Consider the following 13,264-nt stretch of genomic DNA (forward strand, 5'->3'; position numbering starts at 1 on the left):
GACTCACCGGTGCCGTCGCCGGTGAGTCTTTTGCCATCCAAGGCCCGCAGGCAGTGCGCCCGGGGGCCTTTTTCATGTCTGGAAAGAGACGTCAGTCGTCAGCGCCGAGGCTCCGGCGGGCCATGTCCAGGTGCTCCGCATAGCGGCGCAGCACATAGGCTTCGCTCAACAGCCCCACGAGGCGCCGACTCTCGCGATCACTCACCACCGGCAGTTCGTCCGCATGGGCGGCATCGAAAGCGAGGGCGGCCTCCTTCACATTCATGGCCGGGGTGAGCATGGCGTCCATATGGGCGGCAAGGGCCGCCACCGGGCTGTCGGGCGCCGAGCGGCTGGCATGGACCAGCGACACCCGCACCAGCCCGGCATAGGCCCCTGCCCCGTCCACCAGCATCACCACCCGCACCCCGCCGAGCGGATAGGCTGTGCGAAAGTCCGCGAGGGTTCCCAGCGCCGAGAAGGTCGCGATATCGCTGCGCATCATGCGCGCCACGGTGAGGTCGCGCAGCCAGCCCACATCCTGGGCGCTGCGGATGCTCTCGCCGCGCAGGTGCAGCCGCCAGGTGGAGAAGGAATAGCCGAAGGTCTCCCGCACCGTCAGCGAGGTGACGGCGGCGGCGGTCACCACGAAGGCGGTGAGGGTGAGGTCGCCGGTCATCTCCAGCACCAGAAAGCTCATGGTGAGCGGGCCGCCGATGACGCCCACCGCCAGAGCCCCCATGCCCACCACGGCCGCGAGGGTGGGATCGAGCCCATAGCCGGGAAACATGAAAGCCAGCGCCGCCGCATAGAGCTTGCCCAGCAGCGCGCCGAGGAAGAGCGAGGCGAAGAACAGGCCGCCGCGAAAGCCGGAACCCACCGAGAGCGCCGAGGCGGTGACCTTGAACAGGAACACCAGCAGCACCGAAACGGTCACCGGGCTCGCCACCTGGAGGTGCAGGGCGCCGTGCCCGTCGGAGAGCACCTCGGGACTATAGAGGGCGAGGCACCCCACCCCGAGCCCCGCCAGCGCCGGCCGCAGCGGCGCGGGCAGGCGGCTGTGGCCCACCAACCATTCCACCCCGGTGACGAGCCGCATGATGAGGATGGCGACCATGGCCGCCGTCAGCCCCAGTCCGGCCACCGGCAGAATCAAGGCGGGATCCGCCAGCGGCGCGGCGGGGATGGGCAGCGGGTCCAGGTGCAGGCCGAAGCCGCGGGCGGTGAGCACCGCGCACATGGTGGCCGCCAGCACCGGCACGGCGGCGGGAATGGAATAGACGCCGATGATCAGCTCGAAGCCATAGAAGGCCCCCATCAGCGGCGCATCGAAAGCGGCGCCGATGCCGGCCGCCGCCCCCGCCCCCACCAGAATGCGCATGTCGGTGCGCCGCAGGGCGAACATCGCCCCGAGCCGGGAAGCGAGGCCGCCACCGATCTGGCTATAGCCGGCCTCCAGGCCCAACGATGCGCCGAAACCGTTGGAAACCATGGTCTGCAGCGCCAGGATGGCGCTGTCGGTGAGCGACATGCGCCCGCCATGCAGGGCATTCGCCTCGATGGGATCGACGATGGGGTGCGGCCGCCAGCGCTTCAGCGCCAGGGTGCCGAGCCCCATCACCAGGCCGCCGACGGCGGGCACCAGCACCAGCCAGGGGGAATGCAGTGCCCCGGAGCCACTGAGCCGCTGGCCGGAGGCAAGGCCGAAGAACAGCTCGTGCATGGCCTGGGTGACCACGCTCATGAGGGTGATGGCGATGCCGGCGCCAACGCCCATGACCATGGCGATGAGCACCACCCCCACCTCGTGGGCGCGCACCTGAGCCCGCGCTTCAGCCCGGATCAGGGTGTGCAGCCGGCTCCAGAAGCGGGCCAGCCGGCCGGCATGCGGTCCCGTCCTGTTGCGGTCGGGGCGCGCGTCCATGGGCTCAGGAGAAGGTGTTGGTGCGCGGGAAGCCCTTGGGCGGCAGGCGCCCGGCGGTGGCGCGCTCGCTCTGCCAGTCGAGCAGCTCGGTCACGGTCCAGGTGCGGCCGGAGGAATCTTGCCAGGTGAGCCCATCGGCGATGGGGAACACCTTGAGATCGGACAGCCCCCCTTCGCGATAGCGCTGCAGCCGCACGCCGCGGCCCCGCGTCATTTCCGGCACCTGGGCCACCGGGAACAGCAGCAGCTTGCGATTCTCGCCGATCACCGCCACCCAGTCCCCGTCCACGAAGCGCACCGCCAGCGCCGCGTCCGGCGGATCGGTCACCAGCACCTGCTTGCCCTTGCGGGTGGTGGCGAGGCAATCGTCCTCCGCCACCACGAAGCCCCGCCCCTGCTTGGAGGCCACCAGCAGCTTGCGGGCCGGCTGGTGGGTGAAGACGGAGACGATCTCCGCCTCCTGGTCGAGGTCGATCATCAGCCGGATGGGCTCGCCATGGCCGCGCCCGCCGGGCAGCTTGGACGCCTCCAGGGTGTAAAAGCGGCCGTTGGAGGCGAACACCATGAGCTTGGAGGTGGTCTCCGCGAAGAAGGCATGGCCCACGGCATCGTCGGTCTTGAACTGCAGGTTCGAGACATCCGCCACATGGCCCTTCAGGGCGCGGATCCAGCCCTTTTGCGAAACCACCACGGTGATGGGCTCGCGCTCCACCAGCGCTTCCGCGAACGCCTCCTCGCCCAGCTCCACAACCGCAGCAAACGTGGTCCGGCGCTTGCCGATGGCGGTGTCCGGCCCATAGATCTTGCGGGTCTCGCGGATCTCCTTGCTGATGGCCTTCCACTGGGCGCCTTCAGAGCCCACCAGCTTGTTGAGCCCCTCCTGCTCCTTGGTCAGAGCGTCATGCTCCTTGCGGATCTCCATTTCCTCCAGCCGACGCAGGGAGCGCAGGCGCATGTTGAGGATGGCTTCCGCCTGCACGTCGGAGAGCTCGAAGGTGCGCATCAGCTCCTGCTTGGGCTCGTCCTCCTCGCGGATGATGCGGATGACCTCATCGAGGTTCAGGTAAGCGATGAGGTAGCCGCCCAGCACCTCCAGCCGGTGGGCGATCTGCTCCAGCCGATAGTTGGAACGGCGCAGCAGCACCTCGCGGCGGTGGTCCAGCCATTCCCGCAGCGCCTCGGCCAGCGACAGCACCTTGGGGATCTGGCCGCGCACCAGCACGTTCATGTTGAGGGAAACGCGGGCCTCAAGCTCGGTGAGCTTGAACAGGCTCTCCATCAAAACTTCCGCATCCACCGTGCGGGCGCGCGGCTCCAGCACCACGCGGATGTCCTCGGCGCTCTCGTCGCGGATGTCGTTGAGCAGCGGCAGCTTCTTGTCGGTGAGCAGTTCGGCGATCTTCTCGATCAGCCGGGACTTGGCGACCCCATAGGGAATCTCCGTCACCACCACCACATAGGTGCCGCGCCCGGTCTCCTCCTTGTGCCAGCGCGCCCGTACGCGGAAGGCGCCACGGCCGGTGGCATAGGCTTCCGCCACCCCCACCGGATCATCCACCAGCACGCCGCCGGTGGGAAAATCCGGGCCCGGCACGAATTTCAGAAGGTCCACCGCCAAGGCGTTGGGGTGCTCCACCAGATACAGCGCCGCATCCAGAAGCTCGGCGGCATTGTGCGGCGGAATGGAAGTGGCCATGCCCACGGCGATGCCCTGGGAGCCGTTGGCCAACAGGTTCGGGAAAGCCGCCGGCAACACCGCCGGCTCCTCCTCCGAGCCGTCATAGGTGGGGCGGAAATCCACCGCATCCTCGTCGATGCCGTCCAGCAGCAGGCGGGCGGTCTCGGTCAGGCGGGCCTCGGTATATCGCATGGCGGCGGCGTTATCGCCGTCCACATTGCCGAAATTGCCCTGGCCATCCACCAGCGGATAGCGCTGGGCGAAATCCTGGGCGAGGCGCACCAGCGCGTCATAGACGGACTGGTCACCGTGCGGGTGGAACTTGCCGATCACGTCGCCCACCACGCGGGCGGACTTCTTGAACCCCTGCCCCGGATCCAGCCGCAACTGGCGCATGGCGTGCAGAATGCGCCGGTGCACGGGCTTCAGCCCATCGCGCGCATCGGGCAGGGCGCGATGCATGATGGTGGAAAGGGCATAGGCAAGGTAGCGCTCTTCCAGCGCTGCCTTCAGGGCGACGTTCTCGATATTGCCGTCACCGGGCGGAAGTGTGCGGGTGGCCATGGCTTCGAGTACCGCGCGGCGCCGCCTCCGACAAGGCGCTTGTTCGGTTTTTGTCCCTCCGCGCGACGATTTCCAGGGGCCCGCGCCATGGGTCTTCCGGGCTCGGAGGTGGTGCGAGGCGGGGCGGCATCCCCGTGCCTCCGCAGCGGTACCATCGGGCTGCTTTTACCCTTTATTCCCATGCCGTTGGCGGGTCCGGGAACAAATTCCGCAGGGTCGACTCTTATTCCTTCGCACAGCGGGCGGTGCGGCCCGCAGCGGAGGAGATGACGATGCGAACGATCCTTTGGGTGGCGGGCGGCGTCTTGGCTCTTGGGCTTTGGGCGGGCCTGCCGGCACCGGCGATGGCGGCCCCACTGGGGGGCGCGGCGGCAGCCCTCGGCGGCACGGTGCAGCAGGTGGCGCCGGAAAATGTCTATTGGGTGCGCCGCTGCTGGCGCGAGCGGCGCTGGTGGGGTGGCCGTTGGCATTGGGTCACCCGCTGTGGCAGCGCCTGGGTGCGTCCGCGGCCCCGACCCTATTGGTGATCGGGCGCCGTCTGCCGCAGCCAAGCGGCGATGAAATGGGCGCGGGCCTCGGAGAAACCGAGGCCCCGCGGCTCCAGCGCCCGGCGCAGCAGAAAGAAGCCGGTGAGCCGCAGCGCCGCCTCCACATCCCCCGGTGCCGGTGCGGTGGGGTCTCCCACCAGGAAGGGAGGCAAGGGCAGAAGCCGGTCGGCATAGGGCTGGCCGGCCCCGCGCGATACCGCGCGGCCGCTCTTGGGCGAGACATAGATCAGGTCATCGCTCTGGCCGGTGGCCGCGCAGCGCTCCAGTTCCAGGCCGAAGCCCAGCTCGCCGAGCAGCGCCAGCTCGAACCGGGCCAGCAGCACCGCCGCCGCCGCCGGCACCTCGAAGGCATCGAGGATCGCGCCCAGGGTGGCGTAGAGCCCGTCCTGCGGATCGCGCTCCGGCAGCAGCCGCAGCAGCTGCGCCATATGGCTGACGCCATAGGCCGCATGCGGCGCGCGCATGAACACTTCCGCCCGGATGACCAGCGGCTCCAGGGTGTAATTGCCCATGTGCTCGTCGAGCCGGGCGCGCCAGGTGGCACTCACCGTATTGCCGGGCTGCAGCATGGGCGCCTGGCGCCGGGAGGCGCCGCCGCGCACCATGCCGAGATGGCGGCCGCGCCGGGCGGTGAGCAGCTCCACAATGGCATTGCTCTCGCCGTGGCGGCGCACCCCGAGCACGATGCCTTCGTCGCTCCATTCCACGGCCGCGCTCCCCCGCCGAGCCGCTATTCGCCGCGCGGGAACTCCAGCCCCATCTCGCGGTAGCGCTCGGGATCGTCAGCCCAGTTCTCGCGCACCTTCACGAACAGGAACAGGTGCACCCGCGCCTCCAGGATCTCGGCGAGCTCGGCCCGCGATTCCGAGGAAATGGTCTTGATGGCCTGGCCCCCGCGGCCGAGCACGATCTTCCTCTGGCTTTCCCGCTCCACGAAGATGGTCTGCTCGATGCGCACCGAGCCGTCCTTCAGCTCCTTCCAGCTCTCCGTCTCGACGGTGGAGCGGTAAGGCAGCTCGTCATGCAGCCGCAGGAACATCTTCTCGCGGGTGATCTCCGCCGCCAGCATGCGCATGGGCGCGTCCGAAATCTGGTCTTCCGGATAGAGCCAGGGGCCGAGCGGCACGGTTTCGGCGAACCAGCGGCGCACGTCCTCGATGCCGTCGCCGGTGAGAGCGGAGATCATGAACACACGATCGAACGCCAGCTTGGCGGTGAGCTCGGTGACCAGCGCCAGCAGGCTATCGCGGCGGATGAGGTCGATCTTGTTGAGGATCAGCGCCCGCGGCCGGCGGATCTCGGACAGGGGAGCAATCAGCGCCTCGATGTCCGCATCCAGGCCCCGGTTGGCATCCACCAGCAGGGCTACCACATCGGCATCCGCCGCATGGGTCCAGGCGCTGGTGACCATGGCCCGCTCCAGCCGCCGCTTGGGGGCGAAGATGCCGGGGGTGTCCACCAGCACGATCTGCGCCGACCCGGCCAGCGCGATGCCGCGGACGATGGAGCGAGTGGTCTGCACCTTGTGCGAGACGATGGACACTTTGGTGCCCACCAGCGCGTTGGTGAGGGTGGACTTGCCGGCGTTGGGCGCGCCGAGGAGGGCGACGAAGCCGCAGCGGGTCGGTCCCGAGGGCAGCTCGGGCGTTTCGTCGGCCGTCAGCCCGTCCTCGTCCGCCTCGTCGTCGTCCTCGAAGTCCGCGTCGAGGTCGTCCTCGAACTCGGGCGCGGCCTCCAGCTCATGCGGCGCCGGCGGGCGCGCGGCATCGGTCTCCGGCATGTTCCCGGAGCCGCCCTGCCCGTCGCTCTGTCCCTTACCCCGTCGCCTGTCGGTCATGTTCAGTTCTCGTTTTCCTTCCAAACCCCTTCCCGCATCAGGAAAGTGGCAGCGGCGGCCTTCTGCGCCGCCTGTTTCGAGGCCCCTTCGGCCTCAACGGAATTCTGGCCCGGCAGGTCCACCGCCACGGTAAACCGCGGCGCGTGATCCGGCCCGGAGCGCGCCACCTCGCGATAGGTCGGCGGCGGCAGGCCACGGGCCTGGGCCCATTCCTGCAACACCGTCTTGGCATCCCGCAACGGCCGCCGCGGCGCTTCCAGCCGGTGGCGCCAATAGCGTTCCACCAAGGCGTTGGCCGCCTCATAGCCGCCGTCCAGGAACACCGCCGCGACCACGCTCTCGGTCACATCCGCCAGGATCGCCCGGCGCTTGTGGGTTCCGGAATGGGCCTCCCCCGGACCGAGCCGGATGAACGGGCCGAGGTTCATGTCGGCCGCGACTTCGGCGCAGGCTTCCTCGCGCACCAGCTCGGCCAGGCGGCGCGAGAGCTCGCCCTCCTCCGCGCCCGGAAACGCCTCATAGAGCATATGCGACACCACCGAGCCGAGCACGTGGTCGCCGAGGAATTCCAGTCGTTGATAGGAGCGCACCCGCGGCGCTTCACCCTTCACGGCACTGATGTGGGAGAGGGCGAGATCTAGCCGCGCGCGGTCGTTGAAGCGATAGCCGATGCGCTCTTCGACTGCGGCGAGGTCGTCGAACCTGCCCGTCAGTCCACCATTTTGAACAACCGATCCCATCTCACCGTCCAGGGCCACCGCCACACCTGCCATGCCGAGGCGCCTTCATCAATGGAGAAGAAGATCATCTGGGCCTTGCCGATGAGGTTTTCAAACGGCACGTAGCCCACTTGGCTCAGCACGCGGCTGTCGGCGGAATTGTCCCGGTTGTCCCCCATCATGAAATAGTGGTCCAGGGGCACGTCATAAACCGGGGTATTGTCGTAGAAACCGTTATCTACGAGATCGAGGGTTTCATAGGAGACGCCGTTCGGCAGCGTCTCGCGCCAGCGCTTCACCGGCACCATGCGGCCGGTGCCATCGTCCTGCGTCACATCTGGCAGCCGCTCGCGCTTCACCGCCACGCCATTGATGTGCAGCACACCGTCGATCATCTGGATCTTGTCGCCGGGCAGGCCGATCACGCGCTTGATGTAATCGGTCTCATTGTCCCGCGGCAGCTTGAACACCACCACGTCGCCCCGGGTGGGCTCAGCGCCGAAGATGCGGCCGGAGAACAGATCCGGCGACAGCGGCAGCGAGAAGCGCGAATAGCCGTAGCTGTATTTGGAGACGAACAGGTAATCCCCGATCAGCAGCGTGTCCTTCATGGATCCCGAGGGGATGTTGAAGGGCTGGAACAGGAAGGTGCGGATCAGGAGCGCGATCAGCAGCGCCTGGACGATCACCTGGACGGTTTCGAGAAAGCCGCCGTCCTTCTTCGAATCGCTGGTCGCGGTCATCGAGAGTCCGAGAAAATGAGAGCGAGGCGCAGCGTGCAGCAAACTGCGCCAAAACTGAGACGACGACGGAAACCCGCCGCCCCTCGCGGGCATCGGCCCCCTATAAAGACTTCCCGGTCCTGCGGCAACGCGCACCCCAACGGCAGGCGACCGCGAGCCGGGCGTTTCACTGGCCGCCCGCCCCCTGCGCGCGCGGTTGCTCGGCCTTGTCGGTGCCGCGCCGCTGCGGCGTCTGCCACGGCCATCGCCCCTCGATCTCCACTTCCAGGGAGAAGGACAGGAAGGTGCGGATGAGCACGATGCCGGCCAGCACCGCCAAGCTGGACAAGGTGGGCTCGATGGCCACCGTGCTGATGATGTCGGCCGCGACCAGCAGTTCGAGCCCCAGCAGGATCGCCATGCCCAGCGCCGAACGGCAGACCCGGAACGCGTCCTGTGGCGCGCGGCCCCGGAGCAGATCCCGCAGGAAGACGTAGCCGGCGCCGAGAATGCCGATCACGATCACGAGAGTCCCAGCCACCTCGATACCCCGGGTGGTCCAGTGCAAGGTCGCACTCAGAAACGCTTCCATTCCGCCCCTCCCCGACCAGCCGTGCCGGCGCTCAGCACCGTGGCGTCGCGGAGATGATGACATAGGCCGCGGAGAGGTGGCCCTCATCGGTCAGGCTCAGATGAATGTGCGGCACGAACCCCGGCGGCACCAGGCTGGCCAGGCGCCGGGCGGCGCCGCCGGTCAGTTCCAGGGTGGGCTGGCCGGTGGGCAGGTTCACCACCCCCATGTCGCGCCAGAACACCCCATGGCTCAGCCCGGTGCCCAGGGCCTTGGAACAAGCCTCCTTGGCAGCGAAGCGCTTGGCATAGGTCTCGGCCCGCAGACGCCGAGCGTCGGCCTTGGCCCGCTCCGCCGGCGTGAACACCCGGTCCAGGAAGCGATCCCCGAACCGCTCGATGGAACGGGCGATCCGACGCGCGTCAGTGAAATCGGAGCCGATGCCGAGGATCATCATGCCGCCGCCCCCCGCGCCCGCCGGGCGACGCCCCGCACGATCGCCGCGCGCATGTTGGCGATGGCCGTGGGCAGGCCGACGAAGATGGCCTCGCCCACCAGGAAATGGCCGATATTGAGCTCCACCACCTCTGGAAAGGCGGCCATCGCCTCGGCGGTGGCGAAATCGAGGCCGTGGCCGCCATGCACCTCAAGACCCGCCGCAGCGGCTTCGGCCGCCCCGGCGCGCAGCCGCTCGAATTCGGCATCCGCATCCGCGCGGCGCCCCTCCGCCAGCGCATCGCACCAGGCACCGGTGTGAAGCTCGACAATGTCCGCGCCAAGGCGCCGCGCCGCCGCGATCTGCGCGCCTTCGGCCGCGATGAACAAGGATACGCGGATATCCGCCTCTTTCAGGAGGCCGATGCGTGGCGCCAGATCCCGCTCCTGGCCGAGGGCATCCAGCCCGCCTTCGGTGGTGCGCTCTTCCCGCTTCTCCGGCACCAGGCAGCAGGCATGGGGCCGCACCCGTCGGGCGATGGCGACCATTTCGTCAGTGGCGGCCATCTCGAAATTGAGGGGCACCGCGAGTTCTGCCTTCAGCCGCTCCATGTCGGCATCGCGGATGTGCCGCCGATCCTCCCGCAGGTGGGCGGTGATGCCGTCGGCACCGGCGGCCTGCGCCAGCAGCGCCGCCCGCACCGGATCCGGCAACGCGCCACCACGGGCGTTCCGCACGGTGGCCACATGGTCCACATTTACCCCGAGCCGCACCGGCTTGGCCTGCGTCATGGCTGGTTCCTTCGGCGCATTGAGGCGGGCGTCAGTCGTTGACCCGCTCCACGTTGGAGACCACGTCCCGGTCCTTCAGGCCCGACATGATCCCATTGAGATGGCGCAGATCGAACACCTCGATGTCGATCATCATCTCGGTGAAGTCGGCGGAACGGGTGCGCATCTGCAACCCTTCGATATTACCACCGCGATCGCCGATGGCGCTCGCCACCTGGGCCAGGGAGCCTGGCTCATTGCGAGCGGTCACTGCCAGCCGCGCCGGAAAGCGGGCTTCGGAGAGCTCATCCACATCCCACCGCACATCCAGCCAACGCTCGGGGGCATCTTCGAAGCCCTGCAGGGACTGGGACTGGATGGGATAGATGGTGATGCCCTCGCCGGGGGTGAGAATGCCGACGATGCGGTCTCCCGGCACGGCCCCGCCATCCGGCGCGAAGCGCACCGGCAGGTCGCCGTTGATGCCGCGAATGGGAATGGCATCAAGCCGCTCGTCCGTGGCGCCGCCGGGGATCTTGAACTTGAGATTATGGCCGCGCCGCAGCTCGAACCAGCCCTCGGCATTGGCGGCCGCGGCGCCCAGCGCCCGATCCTCCAGGCGCGGGGGCACCCATTCGGGATAGGCCGCGCGGATCAGATCATCGGTCTTGATCTCGCCCCGCCCCACCGCGGCGAACACATCGTCGGCGGCGGCCCGCGCCAAGCGGGGCACGGCGCGCGCCATCTCCTCATCGGAGAGTGCTTTGCCCGCCTTGGCGAAGGCGCGCTCGGCGATCTTGCGGCCCAGCCCGGAATATTGCGCCCGCACAGCCGCCCGAGTGGCGCGGCGCACGGCGGCCCGCGCCTTACCGGTGACGGCGATGGTTTCCCACGCCCCCGGCGGGGTCTGCGCCTTGGAGGTGATGATCTCCACCTCGTCGCCGTTCTTCAGCTCCGACACCAGGGGGGCGATGGTGCCGTTGATCTTGCAGCCCACCGCTGTGTTGCCGACATCGGTGTGCACCGCATAGGCAAAATCGATGGGCGTCGCCTTGCGCGGCAGCGCGATCAGCCGCCCCTTGGGGGTGAAGCAGAACACCTGATCGTGGAACAGTTCGAGCTTGGTATGCTCGAGGAATTCCTCGGGCGAGAGGCCCTGGGAAAGGTTCTCGATGGTCTTGCGCAGCCAGGCATAGGCGCGCGTCTCGCTGGAGAGCATCACCCCCGGCGCACCGGAGGGATCCTTGTAAAGCGCATGGGCGGCGATGCCGTACTCGGCAATCTCGTCCATATCCCGGGTGCGGATCTGCAGCTCGACGCGCTGCCGGCGCGGCCCCACCACGGTGGTGTGCACGGAGCGGTAGTCGTTGGGCTTGGGGGTGGAGATGTAATCCTTGAAGCGGCCCGGCACGATGGCCCACTTGGTGTGCACCACGCCGAGCGCCCGGTAACAATCCTCCACGCTGTCGACGATGACGCGGAAGCCGTAGAGGTCGGAGAGCTGCTCGAAGCCGATGGCCTTGCGCTCCATCTTCCCCCAGATGGAGAAGGTCCGCTTTTCCCGCCCCTTCACCTCGGCATGGATGCCGCGGCGCTCCAGCTCCTCGGTCAGCTCGCGCTCGATCTCCTGCACCAGCGGCCCATTGTGCTGGCGCAGCTCGGAAACGCGGGTGGTGATGGAGTCGTAGGCTTCGGGGGACAGCTGGCGGAAGGCCAGGTCCTCCAATTCCTCGCGCATTTCCTGCATACCCATGCGGGCGGCCAGCGGCGCGTAGATGTCGAGCGTTTCCTGGGCAACCCGATCGCGCTTTTCCGGCGGCACCCATTTCAGGGTGCGCATGTTGTGCAGGCGATCGGCCAGCTTCACCAGCAGCACCCGCACATCGTCGGCGATGGCGAGCAGCAGCTTGCGCAGGTTTTCCGCCTGCTTGGCCTGCTTGGACACGAGGTCCAGCTTCTTGATCTTGGTGAGCCCCTCCACCAGCGTCGCGATCTGGGCGCCGAACAGGCGCTCGATCTCGGCCTTGGTGGCGTCCGTATCCTCGATGGTGTCATGCAGCAGCGCCGCCACGATGGTGGCGTCGTCCAGCTTCAGATCCGTGAGGATGGCCGCCACTTCCAGCGGATGGGAAAAATACGGGTCGCCGGACGCACGCAATTGGCTGCCGTGCGCCTTCATGGCGTAGACATAGGCGCGGTCGAGCAGCGCCTCGTCGGTGTTGGGATTATACCGTCGAACGCGCTCGACGAGTTCGTATTGGCGCATCATTGCCGGAACGATCCGTCGCAGCACGGGCCAGCGGATACCGCTCGATTGCGGGCCGCCGCACCTCTTCATTTTCGTACATATCGTGCGGAAAATGTTCCGCGCAAGCCGCTAATGCGCCCTTATTCCAAGGATTTGACAGGATGTCTGGCAAAAGCGGCCCTGCCGCGCGCACTGCGCATGGCAGGCATTCGGACAGGGCCGGGAGGGAGCGCGGAGGCACAAGGCCTCAGGGCAGCAGCAGGGTCGTACCCGTGGTCTTGCGCGATTCCAGATCCTTATGCGCCTTCTGCACGTCCTTCAACGCATAGGTCTGGTGAATCGGGATCTTCACCGCGCCGTTCAGCACCACCTCGAACAGGTCGTTGGCGGTGGCGAGCAGATCCGCCCGCTTGGCGACGAAGGTGGCCAGGGTGGGCCGGGTGGCATAGAGCGAGCCGCGCTGCGACAGCGCCAGCAGGTCGAAATTCTTGATGGCGCCGGAGGCATTGCCGAAGCTCACCCAAAGGCCGAGCGGCCGCAGGCAGTCGAGAGAGGCGGGATAGGTGGCCTGACCGACGCCGTCATAGACCACGTCGCACATCTTGCCGGAGGTGATCTCCTTCACCTTCTGCACGAAGTCTTCCTGCCGATAGAGGATGACGTGGTCACAGCCATTCGCCAAAGCGAGCTCGGCCTTTTCCTTGGATCCCACCGTGCCGATCACGGTCGCGCCCAGATGCTTGGCCCACTGGCACAGGATGAGGCCGACGCCACCCGCTGCCGCCTGCACCAGAATCACGTCGCCCGGCTTCACCTGATGGGTGCGGCGCACCAGATATTGGGCGGTCATGCCCTTCAGCATCATGGCGGCGGCGGTGCGATCGTCGATGGAGGCCGGCAGATGCACCAGCGTCGCCGCCGGAATGTTGCGCACCTCGCAATAGGACCCGATCGTCATGGCATAAGCCACCCGATCGCCCTCATGGAAATCGGTGACATTGGGGCCCACCGCGGTGACCACGCCCGCCCCCTCGTTTCCGGGAATGAACGGCAGCGCCGCGGCCTTGTAGAGGCCGGTGCGGAAATAGACGTCGATGAAATTGAGACCGATGGCGGTATGGCGGATCTGCACCTCGCCCGGCCCGGGAGGGGGAACAGTCACCTCCTCATAGGTGAGCACCTCCGGTCCACCCGTGTGATGCACTCTGACCGCGTGGACCATGCCTCAGCCTCCCATTCGACGAATGGAGGGGATCATAGGGGTGCTA

12 protein-coding genes are annotated in these 13,264 nt (G+C 67.7%); 1 reads left to right on the forward strand and 11 read right to left on the reverse strand.

From position 1 onward, the window contains the following. Window positions 1-91: 91 nt before the first annotated feature. Window positions 92-1,903 (reverse strand): chloride channel protein, encoded by a 1,812-nt coding sequence (locus MEU52_RS12760; RefSeq protein WP_238122663.1) that lies wholly within the window; start codon window positions 1,901-1,903, stop codon window positions 92-94. Window positions 1,904-1,907: 4 nt separating this feature from the next. Next, entirely contained in the window at window positions 1,908-4,145 is a 2,238-nt protein-coding gene (gene parC, locus MEU52_RS12765; protein ID WP_238122664.1) for a DNA topoisomerase IV subunit A, read from the reverse strand. A gap of 272 nt (window positions 4,146-4,417) precedes the next feature. On the opposite strand from parC, the gene MEU52_RS12770 reads away from it, so the two are divergent. After that, the gene (locus tag MEU52_RS12770; RefSeq protein ID WP_238122665.1) at window positions 4,418-4,672 is read left to right on the forward strand and encodes a hypothetical protein; all 255 of its coding nucleotides are present in this window, start codon (window positions 4,418-4,420) and stop codon (window positions 4,670-4,672) included. On the opposite strand, the gene recO is transcribed toward MEU52_RS12770, so the two are convergent. The 9 genes from recO to MEU52_RS12815 form a co-directional block, all read right to left on the reverse strand. After that, window positions 4,663-5,400: a DNA repair protein RecO gene (gene recO, locus MEU52_RS12775; protein ID WP_238122666.1), complete on the reverse strand. Its 738-nt coding sequence runs from the start codon at window positions 5,398-5,400 to the stop codon at window positions 4,663-4,665. The genes MEU52_RS12770 and recO overlap by 10 nt on opposite strands. A gap of 23 nt (window positions 5,401-5,423) precedes the next feature. Further along, window positions 5,424-6,530: a GTPase Era gene (gene era / locus MEU52_RS12780; protein WP_238122667.1), complete on the reverse strand. Its 1,107-nt coding sequence runs from the start codon at window positions 6,528-6,530 to the stop codon at window positions 5,424-5,426. Between the two features lie 2 nt (window positions 6,531-6,532). Then, window positions 6,533-7,270 carry a ribonuclease III gene (rnc, locus tag MEU52_RS12785; protein ID WP_238122668.1) on the reverse strand — a complete coding sequence of 246 codons (738 nt, stop codon included), beginning with the start codon at window positions 7,268-7,270 and terminating at the stop codon, window positions 6,533-6,535. Next, entirely contained in the window at window positions 7,240-7,992 is a 753-nt protein-coding gene (lepB, locus tag MEU52_RS12790; RefSeq protein ID WP_238122669.1) for a signal peptidase I, read from the reverse strand. The genes rnc and lepB overlap by 31 nt, the downstream gene beginning before the upstream one ends. Before the next feature lie 166 nt (window positions 7,993-8,158). Next, window positions 8,159-8,563, reverse strand: coding sequence for a DUF1622 domain-containing protein (locus tag MEU52_RS12795; protein ID WP_238122670.1), 405 nt, complete (start codon window positions 8,561-8,563; stop codon window positions 8,159-8,161). A gap of 31 nt (window positions 8,564-8,594) precedes the next feature. After that, on the reverse strand, window positions 8,595-8,996 hold the full coding sequence (gene acpS, locus MEU52_RS12800; protein ID WP_238122842.1) for a holo-ACP synthase: 402 nt from the start codon (window positions 8,994-8,996) through the stop codon (window positions 8,595-8,597). Then, window positions 8,996-9,769, reverse strand: coding sequence for a pyridoxine 5'-phosphate synthase (locus MEU52_RS12805; RefSeq protein ID WP_238122671.1), 774 nt, complete (start codon window positions 9,767-9,769; stop codon window positions 8,996-8,998). Before MEU52_RS12805 ends, acpS begins: the two co-directional genes overlap by 1 nt. Window positions 9,770-9,800: 31 nt before the next feature. Beyond that, window positions 9,801-12,017, reverse strand: coding sequence for a RelA/SpoT family protein (locus MEU52_RS12810; protein WP_238122672.1), 2,217 nt, complete (start codon window positions 12,015-12,017; stop codon window positions 9,801-9,803). 226 nt (window positions 12,018-12,243) lie between these two features. After that, entirely contained in the window at window positions 12,244-13,218 is a 975-nt protein-coding gene (locus MEU52_RS12815; protein ID WP_238122673.1) for a quinone oxidoreductase family protein, read from the reverse strand. Window positions 13,219-13,264: the final 46 nt, after the last annotated feature.

Origin of the sequence: Xanthobacter sp. NM-25, assembly GCF_022138605.1 — a bacterium.
GTDB lineage: Bacteria > Pseudomonadota > Alphaproteobacteria > Rhizobiales > Xanthobacteraceae > Xanthobacter.

Coding starts and splice junctions, on each gene's coding strand:
- era (WP_238122667.1), bottom strand. CDS start 6,530: ATGACCGACAGGCGACGGGGTAAGGGACAGAGCGACGGGCAGGGCGGC.
- rnc (WP_238122668.1), bottom strand. CDS start 7,270: ATGGGATCGGTTGTTCAAAATGGTGGACTGACGGGCAGGTTCGACGAC.
- acpS (WP_238122842.1), bottom strand. CDS start 8,996: ATGATCCTCGGCATCGGCTCCGATTTCACTGACGCGCGTCGGATCGCC.
- MEU52_RS12760 (WP_238122663.1), bottom strand. CDS start 1,903: ATGGACGCGCGCCCCGACCGCAACAGGACGGGACCGCATGCCGGCCGG.
- parC (WP_238122664.1), bottom strand. CDS start 4,145: ATGGCCACCCGCACACTTCCGCCCGGTGACGGCAATATCGAGAACGTC.
- MEU52_RS12810 (WP_238122672.1), bottom strand. CDS start 12,017: ATGATGCGCCAATACGAACTCGTCGAGCGCGTTCGACGGTATAATCCC.
- MEU52_RS12795 (WP_238122670.1), bottom strand. CDS start 8,563: ATGGAAGCGTTTCTGAGTGCGACCTTGCACTGGACCACCCGGGGTATC.
- MEU52_RS12770 (WP_238122665.1), top strand. CDS start 4,418: ATGCGAACGATCCTTTGGGTGGCGGGCGGCGTCTTGGCTCTTGGGCTT.
- MEU52_RS12815 (WP_238122673.1), bottom strand. CDS start 13,218: ATGGTCCACGCGGTCAGAGTGCATCACACGGGTGGACCGGAGGTGCTC.
- MEU52_RS12805 (WP_238122671.1), bottom strand. CDS start 9,769: ATGACGCAGGCCAAGCCGGTGCGGCTCGGGGTAAATGTGGACCATGTG.
- lepB (WP_238122669.1), bottom strand. CDS start 7,992: ATGACCGCGACCAGCGATTCGAAGAAGGACGGCGGCTTTCTCGAAACC.